The organism is Burkholderia sp. MSMB1072, from assembly GCF_001524725.1.
Lineage (GTDB): Bacteria > Pseudomonadota > Gammaproteobacteria > Burkholderiales > Burkholderiaceae > Burkholderia.
This window is the reverse complement of record NZ_LOYC01000014.1, coordinates 1-18,154: the sequence shown is the minus strand read 5'-3', so window position 1 is coordinate 18,154 and position 18,154 is coordinate 1. Positions and strand designations below refer to the sequence as shown.

General features: G+C 66.6%; 11 protein-coding genes and 1 pseudogene. 4 read left to right on the top strand and 8 right to left on the bottom strand.

Annotation, left to right across the window (positions count from 1 at the left end):
• A partial coding sequence (locus WS89_RS33665; protein ID WP_257128148.1) for an ESPR-type extended signal peptide-containing protein occupies window positions 1–2,897 on the bottom strand: 2,897 nt, incomplete at its 3' end.
• A 1,476-nt stretch (window positions 2,898–4,373) separates the two neighbouring features.
• Here WS89_RS33665 and WS89_RS07605 point away from each other — a divergent pair.
• Entirely contained in the window at window positions 4,374–5,207 is an 834-nt protein-coding gene (locus WS89_RS07605; RefSeq protein WP_059506342.1) for a response regulator transcription factor, read from the top strand.
• On the top strand, window positions 5,200–7,542 hold the full coding sequence (locus WS89_RS07600; protein ID WP_059790319.1) for a sensor histidine kinase: 2,343 nt from the start codon (window positions 5,200–5,202) through the stop codon (window positions 7,540–7,542). The genes WS89_RS07605 and WS89_RS07600 overlap by 8 nt, the downstream gene beginning before the upstream one ends.
• A 34-nt stretch (window positions 7,543–7,576) precedes the next feature.
• Here the strand turns inward: WS89_RS07600 and yjfF are convergent, their stop codons facing one another.
• The 4 genes from yjfF to WS89_RS07580 are packed head-to-tail and all read right to left on the bottom strand — an operon-like array spanning window position 7,577 to window position 12,236.
• The gene (gene yjfF / locus WS89_RS07595; RefSeq protein ID WP_034208984.1) at window positions 7,577–8,662 is read right to left on the bottom strand and encodes a galactofuranose ABC transporter, permease protein YjfF; all 1,086 of its coding nucleotides are present in this window, start codon (window positions 8,660–8,662) and stop codon (window positions 7,577–7,579) included.
• Window positions 8,659–9,702 (bottom strand): ABC transporter permease, encoded by a 1,044-nt coding sequence (locus WS89_RS07590; RefSeq protein ID WP_059790317.1) that lies wholly within the window; start codon window positions 9,700–9,702, stop codon window positions 8,659–8,661. The genes yjfF and WS89_RS07590 overlap by 4 nt, the downstream gene beginning before the upstream one ends.
• Window positions 9,699–11,213: a sugar ABC transporter ATP-binding protein gene (locus WS89_RS07585; protein WP_059790314.1), complete on the bottom strand. Its 1,515-nt coding sequence runs from the start codon at window positions 11,211–11,213 to the stop codon at window positions 9,699–9,701. The genes WS89_RS07590 and WS89_RS07585 overlap by 4 nt, the downstream gene beginning before the upstream one ends.
• Window positions 11,214–11,273: 60 nt before the next feature.
• Window positions 11,274–12,236, bottom strand: coding sequence for an ABC transporter substrate-binding protein (locus WS89_RS07580; protein ID WP_059506329.1), 963 nt, complete (start codon window positions 12,234–12,236; stop codon window positions 11,274–11,276).
• A 375-nt stretch (window positions 12,237–12,611) separates the two neighbouring features.
• Between WS89_RS07580 and WS89_RS07575 the strand changes: the two genes are divergently transcribed.
• Window positions 12,612–13,640 (top strand): DNA topoisomerase IB, encoded by a 1,029-nt coding sequence (locus WS89_RS07575; RefSeq protein WP_059790311.1) that lies wholly within the window; start codon window positions 12,612–12,614, stop codon window positions 13,638–13,640.
• Window positions 13,641–13,927: 287 nt separating this feature from the next.
• Window positions 13,928–15,397, top strand: a complete 1,470-nt coding sequence (gene proP, locus WS89_RS07570; protein ID WP_059790309.1) for a glycine betaine/L-proline transporter ProP — start codon at window positions 13,928–13,930, stop codon at window positions 15,395–15,397.
• Between the two features lie 53 nt (window positions 15,398–15,450).
• On the opposite strand, the gene WS89_RS07565 is transcribed toward proP, so the two are convergent.
• The 3 genes and pseudogenes from WS89_RS07565 to WS89_RS33660 form a co-directional block, all read right to left on the bottom strand.
• Entirely contained in the window at window positions 15,451–16,275 is an 825-nt protein-coding gene (locus tag WS89_RS07565; RefSeq protein ID WP_059790307.1) for an alpha/beta fold hydrolase, read from the bottom strand.
• Between the two features lie 147 nt (window positions 16,276–16,422).
• Complete coding sequence (locus WS89_RS07560) at window positions 16,423–17,415, bottom strand: LysR substrate-binding domain-containing protein (protein WP_059790305.1); 993 nt, start codon at window positions 17,413–17,415, stop codon at window positions 16,423–16,425.
• A 616-nt stretch (window positions 17,416–18,031) separates the two neighbouring features.
• Window positions 18,032–18,154: pseudogene (locus WS89_RS33660) on the bottom strand (ferritin-like domain-containing protein); the annotation flags it as partial.

Sequence of the window (18,154 nt, the reverse complement as noted above, 5' to 3'; positions counted from 1 at the left end):
GCGTTGATGTTGTCGATCGCCGAGCCGACGTTGTTGTTGATCGTGGTCGAACCGTCGCTGTTGTACGTCACGTACGACGGCGCCGAGATCGCGCCGGTGGTCGGATCGTAGGTAGCGCCGCCGCCGATCGCGCCGGCCGTGCTGTTGCCCAGGTTCGTGTTGTTGTTCGCAATCGAGCTCAGGCCCGTCGACAGCGAGCTCATGCCGGTCGACGTGGCGGTCGACAGCGAGGTCAGGTTGCTGTTCGTCGCGCTCAGGCCGGTGGAGAGCGAACCGACGATCGTCGAGGTCGACGTGGACAGCGACGTGATCGAACTGTTGGTCGAGCTCAAGCCGGTGGACAGCGAGCCGACGACGGTCGACGTCGACGTGGACAGCGACGTCAGGTTGCTGTTGGTCGAGCTCAGGCCGGTGGACAACGAGCCGACGACGGTCGATGTCGACGTGGACAGCGACGTCAGGTTGCTGTTCGTCGCGCTCAGGCCGGTGGACAGCGAGCTGATGCCCGTCGAGGTCGACGTGGACAACGATGTCACCGTGCTGTTGGTCGAACTCAGGCCAGTGGACAGCGAACTGATGCCCGTCGAGGTCGACGTGGACAACGACGTCACCGTGCTGTTGGTCGAACTCAAGCCGGTGGACAGCGAACCGACGACCGTCGAGGTCGACGTGGACAACGACGTCACCGCGCTATTGGTCGAACTGAGGCCAGTGGACAGCGAACCGATGCCCGTGGACGTCGACGTGGACAGCGACGCGATCGAACTATTGGCCGACGACAGACCCGTCGATGTGGAAGTCGACAGCGACGTCACCGTGCTGTCGGTCGAGCTCAGCCCTGTGGACAACGAACCGATACCCGTCGAGGTCGACGTGGACAGCGACGCGATCGAACTATTGGCTGACGACAGGCCCGTCGACGTGGACGTCGACAGCGACGTGACCGTGCTGTCGGTCGAGCTCAGGCCGGTCGATAGGGAACCGATGCCGGTCGACGTCGAAGTCGACAACGACGTCACCGCGCTATTGGTCGAGCTGAGACCGGTAGACAGCGAACTGATGCCGGTCGACGTCGAAGTCGACAACGACGTCACCGCGCTATTGGTCGAACTGAGGCCCGTCGACAACGACGAAACCCCGGTCGACAGCGACGTGATGCTCGACGCCGTCGACGTGGACAGCGAATCGAGTGCCGTGTTCGTCGCCGCGAGTTGCGACCCGTTGATCGCGTCCGTGCTCGACGAATCGATGCGCCCGGCCGCGACGTTGGTGATCTGGCGCTCGCTGCCCGCTTTGCCGACGCTGACGACGCTGGTCGGGTTGATGCCGTTGAAGTTGTACGTGACGCCGCCGATGACCGCGCTGGCCGTCGGATTCGGCGCGGCCGTCGTCGATCCCGAGCCGAGCGCGACATCGTTTGCGTTGTTGGCCACGGCCGATGCGCCGAACGCGACCGCCCCCGCCGCCGCTGCGGTCGACGTATTGCCGAGCGCCAGCGAACCCGTGCCCTGCGCGTTGTTGGTATTGCCGATCGCCACCGCGCCGTCGCCGTTCGCGGTGTTGTTCGAACCCATCGTGACCGCGCCGGTGCCGATCGCGCTGCTCGGATCGCCGATCGCGACCGCGCCGTTGCCGCTCACGGTCTGGCCGAAGCCGAGCGCGACGGCGCCCGTGCCGCCGAGCACCTTCGACGCGTTGCCGCCTGCGATCGAACCCGCACCGGCGGTTGCGGCGACCGAGTTGGAATCGCCGATCGCGACGGTCGAGCCGGCAGCCGCGACACTGTTGATGCCGATCGCCGTCGCATTCGTCGCAGACGCCGTCGCGCCGGGCCCCAGCGCGCTGGAGGAAACGCCGGTCGCCAGCGCCAGATTGCCGAGCGCGGTCGCGAACTGCTGCGTCGCGGTCGCCTGCACGCCCGTCGCGATCGAACTGAGACCCGACGCATTGGCGTTCAGGCCGAATGCCAGCGCATTGTCCGCGCCGGCACTCGTGTTCGAGCCCATCGCGATCGAGCTCGTGCCGAGCGACTGCGTGCCCGAGCCGGGCACGCCCGCGGTACCGCCCCAGCCGATCGCAATCGACGAGGTGCCCTTCGCGCCGCTGTTGACGCCCATCGCGACGCCGGAATTACCGGAAGCCAGCGCGCCGCTGCCCACGGCGACGGCGGCCGAGCCCGAACTCGTCGACTGGTTACCGAGCGCCACGGCACCGGTGTCCGTGGCATGCGACGAAAAGCCGAGCGCAATACTTTGCGCCCCGGACGCGAGGGACCCGAGCGCAAGCGCAGCCGCATACTGACCGGAGGCCGATGCATTGTTCCCGAGCGCGACGCCTGCCACACCGTTCGCCGTCGCGCCGCTGCCGATCGATACCGTGCCGCTTTGCGTGGCCTGCGACAAATTCCCGATCGCGACCGAATACGGGCCCGAGCCGATCGCCTGCACGCCCATCGCCACGCTGTTGACACCGTTCGCCTGCGCGTTGATGCCGACGGCCGTCGAACCGTCGGCCATCGCACGCGCACCCGGGCCGAGCGCCGTGGCCGACAAACCCTGCGCCGTCGACAGGTTGCCCAGCGCGGTGGAATTCTGTTGCGCGGCGGTCGAACCGAGGCCGATCGAGATCGCCGTCACGCCGCCCGACGCGGTACCGCCATCCGGTGCGTACTGCGCATGTGCGCCCACATGGAACAACGCGAGATATGCGGACGCCATCAGCATGGCCAGCCGCCGCGGCGAAGGCATGCCCGCACGCGTCGAGCCGCTCGCGCTCGCGGCATGCGCCGCCGTGCGCCGCGACGACGCCACCCGCTTGCCGCGTGCCCGGTCAAGCTCCGAAGCCGCAACCCAGGCTCCCAATGCTTCGTTCCAGATCGACTTGAACGACTTGTTCATCTTGTGTTCCCTCGGTTCTCATGTGCTGGATGACGCAACGGCGAACGCGGCGTCAGGCGAAACGCGGACCCTCTCCGCTTTCGTCTGCTTCGCGGTGCCCCGCTTCTCACTTCGCATTACTAATAAAAACTACGAACAGCGTTGCCCGACACGTTCGACACCCATCGCGAGTGCACGATCGATTCGCCGCGCATGCCCGTTGGCACGATGCGCGATGGCGATCGCCGGTTATCGATTCACGGAAGTCGACATCGCCTGCCCGGCGGCGACATGGCGCACGACGCGTCGCGAATCCGCACGCGCGCACCCCGTCGCACCCGCCGAAGGGCGACTTCGAATCTCATTCGGAAAAGCGTCGCTCGGACGCGGAACGGACGGACGCCGGCCCGCATCGCGGGCGGCCCGTCGTCTTTCATTCAGGCGGCGAAAGGCGCCATCCTGTCCCCGGGTTTGCGGCATGCGCCGCCGGATCGCTGACGCTGACAGCCGGCACCGGATCGATCGACCCGACACCCCGACCTGCCATGCTTGTCGTATTCATATTTTTCGTATCCGCCTGATTCGATAGAGCACCACGCGCGGCCTCCGGATCGATCAGACGCCCGGCGGCGCACGCGAAGTCACTCACCCCTTTCCGTCCGGCCGGCAACGGTTTTTTTCCGGATTTCCGGAAAAAACCGCCACTCGCCGAACGACCCCGGCATCGAATTAATCGATCGAATTTTCCTGACGATTTTCCTCGCCCGATGCCTCACCAACCAGCCCCATCTCGTCATTTCACGGCGCATCTTGTATATCTAAAAATTCCGCGAATTATGACACCTTCATTACCCTCGTGCCCGTTATTCTTTTGTAACCACCTTCTCATCATCCGGGAATACCATTATTCAATGTGACATTGGATATTGGCTGCCCGAAGATGCAGCGGCGACCGCCATTTCGATGGCAGCAGGAAGCGTCCAAAGAACCGATTCCAGCCGCGCTGGGGCTAGTGTGCCGACATTTGCCCAAACAAACCTTTTCCGTAGCGGAAAAATACTTTTCCGTAGCGGACAGCATTTACATTCATACATATTTGCAGGAAATCCGATTTTTCCGTAAACATTAATACCCACCGGCATTACGTCGAATTCAGTCGATCGACAATGAATCGGATAATTCGATTTACGCGGCCTCCAGCGAATTTCGACACCGCAAGCGTCAATTCATCAGACGGGCCATTTTCACCCATGAAATCATTAAACCGGAAATAACGACCGTAATTTTACGAATAGATTCGGCACATTTTTCCGATTCATTTTCCGGGAAAGCGGGCCACACCGCCGCGCCCCTGCGATGCCCATGCGACAAGCCCACACGCGCCGCACGGAATCCCACCCTCGACGCTGTTGTCGACATATAATTTTTTGCAACAATCGTACAGATTGCGATGCCTCCGACCTGACAGGCCACTCCCCTTCCAACGCGTTCGCAACCATGTCATCCCGCTTGTCCAGTTCGGCGTCGCCACGCACCACGCCGGATCTCGCCGGCGCCCATGTTCTCATCGTCGACGACCGCCCGAACGACCTGCGGCTCCTGACCGAAATCCTGCGCACCGCGCAGTGCCGGATCAGCGTCGCGTTCGACGGGCTGCAGGCCTATCATCGTGCACAGGCCATCGCGCCCGATCTGATCCTGATGGACGTCCGCATGCCGCGCATGGACGGTTTCGCCGCGAGCCGGCTGCTGGCGTCCACCCCGTCGACGCAATCCATTCCGGTGATCATCCTGACGGCCGCCGGCGATCTCGAGGATCGCATCGCGGGGCTCGAAACGGGGGCGATCGACTACATCGTCAAGCCGTTCGAACCGGCGGAAGTCATCGCGCGAATCCGCAATCACCTGAAGCGCGTGCGACGCAGCCAGCCATTCGCGCACCTGCCCGAATTGCCCGACAACCGCGACGCGGCGCTCGTGCGCGCGGCAAGCGACGTGCTGCTGCGCGACCTGCGCCATCCGCCGGCCCTCGAGGATCTCGCGAAGCAGGTCGGCACGCACGAAAAACGGCTGTCGCGCGCGTTCCGCGACCATCTCGGCCAGACCGTATTCGAGTACCTGCGCGACACGCGGCTGCGCGCCGCGATGCATTTCCTGTCGGAAACGTCGATGGGGATCGGCGACATCGCCGAGGAAATCGGCTTTTCCACCCCCGGCAATTTCGCGACGGCGTTCCGCGAACGCTTCGGCATCACGCCGTCCGACTGGCGGCGCCAGCGCCACGCGGTCGACGCGCCGGCCGCACCGGGGGGGCGCCACGGCGATGCGTAGGCACTGCGCGGCATGGGCGGCGGGATGTTGCACGTTGCTCGTGCTTCTGGCGGCGCTGGCCGTCACGTGCGCGACGGCGAGCGCCGCAACGACGCCGAATCCTGCACAACTCGAAGCCGTATCGGTTTTCGAAGACGCCGGCACGACGCTGTCCGTCGACGAGGTCGCCGCCCGGCTCGCCGAGCCGTCGCGTCACGCAGCCGCCACGGCCCGCACTGCATTCAACGTGACGTTTTCGCGCTCGGCCTGGTGGGTCCGCGCGACGCTGATCAACCGCGACGGCGACACGCGCCCGCTGGTGCTGGCGATTCGCGATGCGCGCGTCGACCGGGCCGACTTCTACGTCGGCCGGCACGGCCAATGGATGCTCGAGCGCAGCTTCCCGACCGACCGCGGCGACGCGCGCGACGCGCCGTCGCGCTACCCGACCCTCGAGGTCACGCTGCGCGCGGGCGAACAGCTTCCCGTGCTGATCCGCATCACATCGCGCAAGGAAATGCGCCTTGCGCCGGTCGCGTTCACCCGCGACGCGTGGATCGCGCAGGAGTTGCACGCGTCGATGTGGAACTTCGGGTTCTTCGGCGGGCTGCTCGCGCTCGTCTGGTGCGCGCTGCTGATCGGCTTTTTCTCGCGCAGCGGGGTGTTCCACGTGCTGGCCACACTGGCCCTCAACACCGCGCTGTTCGAAGCGGCATACCGCGGCTATCTCGCGATGCTCCTGTCGCCCGGCGCGCGCGAGTGGTCGACGCGCGGCGAAACGATCTTCGCGTATCTGTCGGTCGCCTGCTTCATCGTCTTCATCCTGATGGTCGCGCATCGCGAGAAGGCGAAGATGCCGATGCGCGCGGTGTACGTGGTGTTTCTCGCGCTCGAATGCGCGGGGATAGCCGGTGCGGCGTTCGGCGATCTGGCGACCTTCGCGTGGTTCTGCCTGTGGCTGAACACCGTGCTCGCGATCGTGAACATCAGCCTGGCGTTGATGCTCGCGATCCGGCGCACGCCGACGGCCCGCGTGATGCTGATCGCGGTCGCGTTCGCGACGTTCAACATGCTGATCCGCATGCTCGACGGCCGCGATGCATTGCCGCCCGTGCTGTCGTGGATCCGGTCCGACGTCTATCCGAACCCCGTCATCGCGATCATCGGGCTCGCGACGCACCTGCTGGTGCTGGCCGCGTGGATTCACCACGTGGGCCGTCAGCGCACCGAGGCACGCAAGCGGCTCGAACACTGGCAGCTCACCGAGCAGGATCGGCTGCGCGACGAGGTCGCGCGGCGCACGGTTGCGCTCAACGATGCGTTGCAGCAGTCGAAAACGCACATGCAGCAGAAGATCGAGACGCTCGGCTACGTCAGCCATGATCTGCGCGCGCCGCTGTCGACGATCAACGGCTATGCGAAGCTGCTGCTGCAAGGCGCGACGCGCAGCCAGGCGCGGCTGATCCGGTCGATCGACCGCAGCATCCGCTACCAGCTCGCGCTGATCGACGAATTGCTCGCGTTCACGAAGGCCGAACTCCAGCCGCTCGGCGTCGCGCCCGACCGCACCGACCTGCCGGGGCTGCTGGACGACATCGGCCACTACGCGCTCGCGCTGTGTTCGCAGCAGGACAACCGGTTCGTCTATCAGCCGGTCACGCCGTTGCCGCGCACGGTGCTGATCGACGGCATCCGGTTGCAACAGGTGCTGCTGAACCTGCTGTCCAACGCATCGAAATTCACGCGCAACGGCACGGTCACGCTGTCGGTTCATGCGTCGCGCGAAGGCGATGCATGGCGCCTGCTGTTCGAGGTCGCCGATACGGGCATCGGCATCGACATCACCGCGACCACCGACATCTTCCGCGCGTACCAGCAGGTGCAGGCGGTAAACGGCGGCACCGGGCTCGGCCTGTTCATCGCGCAGCGCATCGTCGCCGTGATGGGCGGCGAGCTGGCCGTCGCGAGCCAGCCGGGAAGCGGCACGACGTTCTCGTTCGCCGTCGACGCGCCAGCCCTCGGTCATGCGCTCGTGCCGGTGTCGGGGCTCGTCAGGCGGTTTCATCCCGCCGACGAAGCGGAACCGGCCAGCGCCGCGCCCGCGATGCGCAGCCCGCCCGCCGACGCGCTCGCCGAGCTGATCGCGCTCGCCGGCGAAGGCCGGCTGACCGATATCGAGGAATGGCTCGGCCAGTATGCGGACGAGCCGGACCATGCGCCGTTCGTGCAGGAAATGCGCGAGCACCTCGATGCGCTGGACTTGCACGCGATCGAAAAACTGGCCGGCTCGCTGAAACGCATGCGCGTCGCCGATACGCCGTTCGACACCGAGGCGGACGCGGCCGGCACGGCCTGACGGCGCCGCGCGCATCGTTCCGCCGCGCGTCCCGCTACGAGCGCCGCATCGTCGATACCAGCGCGATGTCTTCTTCGGGCGGCGCCGGCCGCGCGGGGGCGGCGTGCGTCGGCCGCTGCGCGCCGAGCCCCGTGCCGCCGGTGCGGCGCCGCGCCGCGTGCCGCTCGATGACCCGCTGCAGCACGCAGAACACGCACAGCAGCGCGCCGATCACGATCCGCGTCCACCAGGAACTCAGCGTGCCGTCGAACGTGATCAGCACCTGGATCGTGCCGAGGATGCCGACCCCGAACACCGAGCCGATCACGTAGCCCACGCCGCCCGTCAGCAGCGTACCGCCGATCACGGTCGCGGCGATCGCGTCGAGCTCCATTCCCTGCGCCTGCAGCCCGTAGCCCGACAGCACGTACAGCGTGAACACCACGCCGCCGAGGGCCGAACAGAAGCCGCTCAGCGCGTAGACGCCGATCTTCGTGCGCGCGACCGGCAAGCCCATCAGCAGCGCCGAGCGTTCGTTGCCGCCGACCGCATAGACGTTGCGGCCGAAGCGCGTGAAATGCGCGACGTAGATCGCGACGGCCAGCGTCGCGAGCGCGATCAGCGCACCGGCGCTCAGCGTGCCGCCGCCGACCGGCACGCTGATGCCCGCAATCGCATGGAACGCCGGCTCGTTGATCGTGATCGACTGCGTCGTGATCAGGAAGCACGCGCCGCGCGCGAGAAACATTCCGGCGAGCGTGACGATGAACGGCTGCAACCGGAAATAGTGGATCAGCGCGCCCATCGCCGCGCCGTACAGCGCGCCGAACGCGAGCGCGAGCGGCACGATCGCCCACACGGGCCAGTGCAGCCGTTCGGCGCCGACCGCGCAGAAGATCGTTGTCAGCGCAACGACTGAGCCGACCGACAGGTCGATGCCGCCCGACACGATCACGAACGTCATCCCGATCGCGACGATCAGCAGGAAGGCATTGTCGACGAGCAGCCCGGTCAGCACCTGCATCGAGAAAAAGCCCGTGTACATCACGGATCCGAAGCCGAACAGCGCGACGAACAGCACGATCGTCACGACGATCGGCAGCGTGCGCGGATCGGCGAGCCGGCCAAGGAAACGGTTCATCGCGGCGTTGCTCCGGTGGTGGTGGCGCGCGATCGCGCGGAAGGCAGCAGCCGCGACGCGTACCGGACGAGCAGCGCACGCGCCGCGTCCGACTGGATCAGCGTCACGACGATCACGACGACCGCCTTGACGACGAGCGTCGCCTCCGGCGGCACGCCGATCGAATAGGTCGTGTAGGTGAGCGTCTGGATGATCAGCGCGCCGAGCACCGAGCCGGCGAGACTGAAGCGGCCGCCGAGCAGCGACGTGCCGCCGAGCGTGACCGCGAGGATCGCGTCGAGTTCGAGCAGCAGCCCCGCGTTGTTGCCGTCGGCGCTGCGCACGTTCGAGCTCGCGAGGATGCCCGCAAGCGCCGACATCACGCCCGAGCACAGATACACGCCGAACACGACCGCGCCCGAGCGCAGCCCGACGAGCCGCGTCGCGACCGGGTTCACGCCGATCGCGCGAATGAACAGCCCGAGCGCCGTGCGGTTCACCAGCAGCGCGGTCGCGCCGATCGTCGCGAGCGCGATCCATACCGCGCACGGCACGGTCGCGAGATAGCCGCCGCCGAGCGCGAGGTAGCCCGGCGCGCCGATCGGGATGATCTGGCCGCCCGTCAGTAGTTGCGCGACGCCGCGCCCGGCCACCATCAGGATCAGCGTCGCGATGATCGGCTGCATCCCGACGAACGCGACGAGCAGCCCGTTCCACGCACCGGCCAGCAGCCCGACGCCGAGCGCGGCGGCCAGCGCCGCGCCGACCCGCGACGGGTCCGCCTCGAGCACGGTCGCGGCCGCCGCGCCGGCGATCGCGACGATCGCGCCGACCGAGATGTCGATCCCGCGCGTCGCGATCACGAGCGTCATCCCGAGCGACACGATCACGAGCGGCGCCGCGCGGTTCAGGATGTCGATCGGCGCGCCGAACAGATGGCCGTCGAGCAGCGCGATCGACAGGAAGCCGGGACGATGCGCGACGTCCAGCGCGAACAGCAGCGCGAGCGTCAGCACCGGCCACACGAGCGAATGACGAAACAGCATGCGTAGCCACGTCATGACTGGCCTCCCGCGATCAACCGGTAAACCTGCTCTTCGGATGCGTCGGCGCCGGTCAGCTCTGCGACCTTGCGCCGGTCGCGCAGCACCGCGATCCGGTGGCTCACGCGCACGACCTCGCCGATCTCCGACGAGATGAACAGGATCGCGAGCCCCTGCGCACACAGCGCGAGCACGCGCTCCATGATGTCGAACTTCGCGGCGACGTCGATGCCGCGCGTCGGCTCGTCGAGAATCAGCAGCTTCGGGTCCGTCGCAAGCCAGCGCGCGAGCAGCACCTTCTGCTGGTTGCCGCCCGACAGCAGCCCGATCGGCTGCTCCGCGTCGCGCGCCTTGATGTCGAGCCGGGCGATGTACGTGTCGGCGATCTCGCGCTGCCGTGCCCGCCCGATCAGCCGCCACCAGCCGCGCCGCGCCTGCAGCGCGAGGACGATGTTCTCGCGGATCGACAGCGCGGCGACGATGCCCTCCTTCTTGCGGTCTTCCGGGCAATACGCGATGCCGTTGCGCACCGCATCGTGCGGCGACGCGAGCCGCTTGCGCGCGCCGTCGATCTCGATCGCGCCGGTATCCGGGCGCGCCGCGGCGAACGCCAGCTGCGCCGTTTCGGTGCGGCCCGAGCCGAGCAGCCCGGCCAGCCCGACGATCTCGCCGGGGCGCACGTCGAGATCGAGCGCGCTCATCATCCCGCGCCGGCCGACCCGCTGCATCGACAGGAACGGCGCAGCGGCCGCGGCGGTACGCTCGACCGCCGCGGCGCCGGCCTGCAGCGTGTCGGACATGCGCTCGCGGCCGGTCATCTTCGCGACCAGCGCGTCGACCGGCAGGTCGCGCGCAAGGTACTCGCCTTCGCGCTCGCCGTTGCGCATCACGGTGATCCGGTCGGACACCGCATAGGTCTGCTCGAGAAAATGCGTGACGAACAGGATCGCGATGCCCGACGCCTTCAGCCGGCGCAACACGTCGAACAGCCGCGCAACCTCGCCGTCGTCGAGGCTCGAGGTCGGCTCGTCGAGAATCAGCACGCGAGCGTCGACCGACACCGCACGCGCGATCGCGACCATCTGCTGCACCGCGATCGGATACGCGTCGAGCGAGCGCGTGACGTCGAGCGACAGGTCGAGTTCGGCGAGCGCCGCCCGCGCGCGCGCATGGATCGTGTTCCAGTCGATCGCGCCGCGCCGCATCGGCTGCCGGCCCGCGAAGATGTTCTCGGCGACCGACAGGTTCGCGCACAGGTTCACTTCCTGATACAGCGTCTGAATGCCGGCCGCCTCGGCCTCGCGCGGCGCGGCAAAGCGCACGGGCCGGCCGCCGACGCGAATCTCGCCCGCATCGTGCGCATGCACGCCGGTGAGCACGTTGATCAGCGTCGACTTGCCCGCGCCGTTCTGGCCCATCAGCGCGTGGATCTCGCCCGGAAACAGCCGGAAGTCCACGCGCTGCAGCGCGCTGACGCCCGGAAACGACTTGTCGATGCCGATCATCTCGACCACCGGCGCACTCTCCATGCATCCTCCGTCGAAGCGTCGCCGGACGGTGGCCGTCAGGCCGCCGCCCGTGCGCACAGGTCAGTACTTCCGGGTCGGCAGCACCTGCGCCGCGACGTTCATCGGGAACACCGTCTCGTTGGTCACGATGCGCTTGGGCAACTGCTTGCCGGCGACGACGTCCTTCACCGCGCTCATCAGTTGCGGGCCGAGCAGCGGGCTGCATTCGACGTCGACGTTGATCTTGCCCGCGATCATCGCCTGGAAGCCGCCCTTGGTCGCGTCGAACGACACGACGCTCACGTCCTTGCCGGGCTTGATCCCGGCCTCTTCCATCGCCTGGATCGCGCCGAGCGCCATGTCGTCGTTGTGCGCGTAGACGACGTTGATCTGCTTGCCGTAGGTCTTCGCGAACGCTTCCATCACCTGCTTGCCGCCGGCGAGCGTGAAGTCGCCGCTCTGCGACGCGATCACCTTGAATTTCGGGTTGTTCTTGATCACTTCGAGCAGGCCTGCGCGGCGATCGTTGGCCGGCGCGGAGCCGACCGTGCCCTGCAGCTCGACGATGTTGATCGGGCCCGCGTCGTTCTTGTAACGCTCTTCCATCCAGTGGCCGGCGCGCCGCCCTTCCTCGAGGAAGTCGGAGCCGATCATCGTCACGTACAGCGACGGGTCCTTCACGTCGACCGCGCGGTCGGTCAGGATCACCGGAATATGCGCGGCCTTCGCCTCGGTCAGCACGGGCTCCCAGCCCGATTCGACGACCGGCGAGAACGCGATCACGTCGACCTTCTGCGCGATGAACGAGCGGATCGCGCGAATCTGGTTCTCCTGCTTCTGCTGCGCGTCGGAAAACTTCAGGTTGATGCCGGCGTCCTTCGCCGCGCTCTTCACCGACACGGTGTTCGCGGTGCGCCATGCGCTTTCGGCGCCGACCTGCGAGAACCCGAGCGTGATCGGCTTTTGCTGCGCGTGCGCGCCGGTGGCCAACGCCGCCGTCGCCGCGACGATCGCGGTGGCCGCCAGCTTCCTGATGAATGTCATGGTCCGTCTCCGATGATGTCGTTGTGTGCCGCGGCGCTGTTGTGTTTCTGCGTGGCGCTGGCGCGGATCGGGCTGTGCCGGCCAGTGTGTCCGGTCGGCGCGGTATACGAGCCCCGCATCAGTCTAGGAACAAGTCCGATAACCTTCCAATGAAATATTGGATTGAGGCGATGCCGGAATCGACATACGTATAAACACCTAACCAACTGGATCGGCCGTGCGGCACGGCGCACGGTTCTTGCTCGCCGCAATGGCGGTTCGCACCCCATGCCAGGCTCCCGCCCATCACGCGAACCCAAAGGAGACACACATGATCGCCGCCCGTGAGCGCGGGTCGCCGCGCACCGACGTCGCCGCCGGCCGGCGCCTCGCGACATGAAGCAGCCCGCTTCGAGCGCTATCGCGGCGCTGCGCCATGTCGACGACCGTCGCCCCGGCTACACGCGCCGGCGGCTTCGCCACGGCTTTGCGTATTACGGGCCGGACGGTGCGCGGGTTCGCGATCCCGACGAAATCGCCCGCATCGACGCGCTTGCGATTCCGCCCGCGTACACCGACGTCTGGATTTGCATGGATCCGCTCGGCCATCTGCAGGCAACGGGCCGCGACGCGCGCGGCCGCAAGCAGTATCGTTATCACCCGCAGTGGCGCGCGACCCGCGATGCGAACAAGTACGCGCGGATGGCCGCGTTCGCGCGGGCGCTGCCGCGCATCCGCGCGCGCGTCGCGCGCGATCTGGCGTTGCCGGGCATGCCGCGCGACAAGGTCGTGGCGACGATCGTCCGCTTGCTCGACACGACGCTCGCGCGGATCGGCAACGCGGAATATGCGCGCGAAAACGGCTCGTACGGGCTGACGACGCTGCGCAAGCGCCATCTGAAAATCCAGCCCGGCCAGGTGCGGCTGCGCTTCGCCGGCAAGAGCGGGATCGAGCACGACGTGACGGTCGACGACGCGCGGGTCGCGCGCATCGTGCGGCGTTGCGCGGAGCTGCCCGGTCACGAGTTGTTCCAGTATGTGGACGACGACGGCGCACGCCATCCGGTCGGGTCGTCCGACGTGAACGACTACCTGCGCGAGGCCGGCGGCGCCGATTTCACCGCAAAGGATTACCGGACCTGGGCCGGCAGCGTGCACGCGCTCGCATTGCTGCGGCGCGTGGAGCACCGCGGTGTCACGCATGCCCGCAAGCAGATCGTCGAGACCGTGCGCGCGGTGGCCGACCTGCTGCGCAACACGCCGGCCGTGTGCCGGCGCTGCTACATCCACCCGGCCGTGCTCGACGCATTCGAGGCGGGCACGCTCGCCGCGCTCTCGGTCCGGCGTACGCCGCGTGGCCTGCGGGCGGATGAAGCGGCGTTCGTCGCATTGCTGGTATCCGCGCGCCGGCGAATGGGGAAATGAATGGCGAGATGACCATCCACGCCGCGCCTCCGCCCGGCGGGGCGCCATTGGCGCCGCTCCCCCGGGCGTGTCGTTTACCACCGGTTTCCGGGCGCATGACCGATAGCCGCTCGCGCCCGTTTCTCTAAACTGGTTCGCACAACACACCTGCCCGGTGTCGTCCGCCGCGCGCGTCACGCCACCGGCATCGAGGCATCCCCGAGACATCCGCCTTCGCTGTCCGTCGGTCCGCACGACCTCGCCGCATTCCCGCCGGCCGGTTGCCAAGGCAATTCCAGGAGAGTTCATTGAGCCCGTCGCAAGCGCACCCCGCGAAAGCCCGGCCTTCGCGCAAGTCCGTCAAGCTGGACGACATCACGATCGTCGACCCTGCCGTCCTCAAGCGCGCGGTCGGCGCGATGGCGTTCGGCAATGCGATGGAATGGTTCGACTTCGGCGTCTACAGCTATATCGCCGTCACGCTCGGCAAGGTGTTCTTCCCGTCCAGCAGCCCGTCCGCGCAGTTGCTCGCCACCTTCGGCACGTTCGCGGCCGCGTTCCTCGTGCGCCCGCTCGGCGGCATGGTCTTCGGCCCGCTCGGCGACCGCATCGGCCGCCAGCGCGTGCTCGCCGCCACGATGATCATGATGGCCGTCGGCACCTTCGCGATCGGCCTGATCCCGAGCTATGCGTCCATCGGCATCATGGCGCCCGTGCTGCTGCTCGTCGCCCGCCTGGTGCAAGGCTTCTCGACCGGCGGCGAATACGGCGGCGCCGCCACCTTCATCGCCGAGTTCTCGACCGACAAGCGCCGCGGCTTCATGGGCAGCTTCCTCGAATTCGGCACGCTGATCGGCTATACGCTCGGCGCCGCCACGGTCGCGCTGTTGACGGCCACGCTGTCGCAGGACGCGCTGCTGTCGTGGGGCTGGCGCGTGCCGTTCTTCATCGCCGGCCCGCTCGGCCTCGTGGGCCTCTACGTGCGGCTCAAGCTCGAGGAAACCCCGGCATTCAGGAAGGAGGCCGAAGCACGCGAAGCGGACGAACGCGCTCGGCCGAAGCAGCGCTTCGCGACGCTGCTCGTCGAACAGTGGAAGCCGCTGCTGCAATGCGTCGGCCTGGTGCTGATCTTCAACGTGACCGACTACATGGCGCTGTCGTACCTGCCGAGCTACCTGTCCGCGACGCTGCACGTTCGCGAATCGCACGGGCTCTTCATGGTGCTGCTCGTGATGGTGCTGATGATGCCGATGACGCTGTACGCCGGGCACCTGTCGGACAAGGTCGGCCGCAAGCCGGTGATGATGGCCGGCTGCGTGGGCCTGCTCGCGCTGTCGGTGCCGGCGCTGATGCTGATCCGCACCGGCGGCATGCTGCCGATCTTCGGCGGGATGCTGATCTACGGCATCCTGCTGTCGACGTTCACGGGCGTGATGCCGTCGGCGCTGCCTGCCCTCTTCCCGACGCGCATCCGCTACGGCGCGCTCGCGATCGGCTTCAACGTGTCGGTGTCGCTGTTCGGCGGCACGACGCCGCTCGTCGCCGCATGGCTGGTCGATCGCACCGGCGACCTGATGATGCCCGCGTACTACCTGATGGGCGCGTCGTTCATCGGCATCGTGTCGGTGCTCGCGTTGCGCGAGACCGCGCGCCGGCCGCTGCCCGGCTCCGGGCCGTGCGTGGCGAGCCGCGCGGAAGCGCTGAGCCTCGTGCGCGGCGGCACCGACGAAGCGCGTGTGCGCGACCGGAAGTTCACGCCGGTCAGCGAGCGCGCATGACGCGGGTCGATGCGGCGCCGTGCGGCCCGCGTGCGTCGCCGTTCGCGTGACCGTCAGTTCGACGGCAGTTGCTGCGCGTCGAACCAGTCGAGCAGCGTGCGCGTGACGAACGCGGGATTCTCCAGGTTCGAGATATGGCCGGCGTCCGGCACCAGCGCATGCGCGCAGCCGATCACGCTCGCCATCTTCACGGTTTCCGACGGCGGGCGCGCCATGTCGCCCGCGCCGCACATCAGCAGCGTGCGTGCGGCATCGAGTTCGGCGAGTGCCGGCAGCGTGTCGGGCCGGCCGAAGATCAGCCGGCCGAGCGGCGCGATCGATTGCCGCAGCCGGTCGGCGGGCAGGTTCGCGAGCGCATGGCGAAACGCCGTCGGCACCGGATCGTCGAGGTTGACATCCGGCCGGAAGAACAGCGGCACGATCGCATTGAGCAGCGGCGGCGCGATGCGGCCCGCGGCCTCGATCGCATCGAGCATCCCGAAATAGCGCATGCGCGTCGCATCGGGCTCGGCCTCGAGCGACGCGTCCATGATCACGAGCGAGCGCACGCGCTGCGGCTCGCGCAACGCGAGCCGTGCGCCCCACATGCCGCCGACGCTGAGCCCGACGATCGCGCACTGTTCGATGTCCAGCGCGTCGAGCAGCGCGCTCGCGTGCGCGGCGAGATCGTCGAGCGTGTGCGTGCCGTCCGGCAGCGCGCCCGATTCGCCGTGCCCCCACAGGTCCGGCACGATCACGCGATACTTGCGCGACAGCGCGTCGATCTGCGGCGCCCACATCGTCGCGTCCCACAGATAGCTGTGCCCGAGCAGCACCGGAAAACCGGCGCCGTGATCGTGGTAATGCAGGGTACTGCGCTGGATGCTGTGTGCGGGCATGCTGTCTCCGAATGTCAGGACTCGGCGGTGGCCCGGAAACGGGCGCCGCGGTCGGCGGCGTTCTGCGACGAACGCGAAGCGGCGCATCATCGCACAGGTTGCAGGTGCCGCGCATGACACCGCGCACGACGCTATCGCGGCGCCGCGTTATCCCACGCGATACATCGGCACCACGTTGCTGCCGGCGGTGTCCTGCTCCGTCGCGAGCGGGTGACACGCTTGTTCGAGCAGCCAGTTGGTCAGCACCGCGATGTCGAATTCGTTGCACGCATCGGGGTTCTGCACGAGGACGTAGCTGCCCGATGCAACGGTGCAGTGCGGGAACAGCTCGACGAGCCGCCCCTGCTTCAACAGCCCGTCGACCAGCGGCCGCCTTCCGATTGCGATGCCGTGCCCGTCGACCGCGGCCTGGACCAGTTGATCGTACTGGCTGAAGTGCAGCGCGCCGGCCGGCCGCAGCCGCGGCACGCCGAGTTCCTTCAGCAAATGGCTCCATCCATGCCACGGCCATTCGCCGCGCGGGTCGTCGAGATGCAGCAGCACGTGCTTGTCGAGATCGGCCGGCTTCATCGACGCGGCGTCGCCCGCCGCCGTCATCAGGCTCGGGCTGCACACCGCCACGACACGCTCGCGAAACAGCACGTCCGTCTCGTCGGTCGACGTATACGGGCCTGCATAGCGCACGGCCAGGTGCAAACGTTTGCGTTTAAGATCTTCAATTTCGCTCGTTGCGGACACGCGCACGTCGATGTCCGGATAGCTGGCGCGGAACGAACCGAGACGCGGAATCAGCCACAGCGCGGCGAACGAGACGGTGGTCGACAACGAGATGGCGCGCTGGCCGACACTCGACGACAGCTTGCCGACCACCGATTCCAGGTCGGACAACGCGAACGAGATCGCGTCGTACAGCTCGCGCCCCTTGTCGGTCAGCGTCAACGAACGAATGTGCCGATGGAAAAGCTCGATCCGGAGCTGCTCTTCGAGCGCCTTGACCTGCCGACTCACGGCCGATTGCGTGACGTTCAATTCCTGCCCCGCACGCGTGAAGCTCAAATGGCGCGCCGCGCATTCGAAGCCTCTCAGGAAATCCAGCGAAGGCAGACTTCTCAATCGCTTTACCAATCTCACATTAGCCATACCGCCGCCTCAAAGTTGCACCCATCGACAGGCAAGTTGCCGTTCGTCTCCCTGACTCGTCTCTCCTATTTGGATTCGGAAACGATTTTATATTGAAGCATGGATACATATCATTCTTATTTTCAATCGTGACACTTGTATTTATCTATCGATTTTCATCGCACCACTACGCTTACATGAACATTATCCGGTTGTGATTTTGTAAATTAATATGCGAACTAATCGAGGACTCGACAGGTTCGATAAATTCTCGCAAAAATAGCCGATTTTCCGCCAAATTCGCTGCCATCGCAGCGGTTTCTCCGTATGGACGGAGACGAAACCCGAAGCCTACGATTCAATTTCAATTTGCCGACTTTTCCATTTTGTTTTCCGGATTGCGAAAGACAAATTGCCTGCAACAGACACAAAAAATTCAATTAAATCCGGAATTCGATGTTTATTAACAAATACTAAACACATGAAATTCCAGCTCACCATCCGATTTCAGAAACTGATGAAGCGATTATTTCCGGAAATGAATAATCCGCCGGCCGGCAGCGCCGGTCGGCGTAGAGGGCGTTCACATGTCGGCCGGAATCCGGCCTGCACCGCGACAGCCGTATGTGTCGATCCGTTACGGGCTGTCCACCGCGCCATTGACCGGCGCCGTCACTTCGCGACGGTAGCGGTTCAGCTCCTGCGCGGTCGCGAACGTGCGCTCGAACAGGATCGACAGGTTGTGCAGGATCCGCTCGAC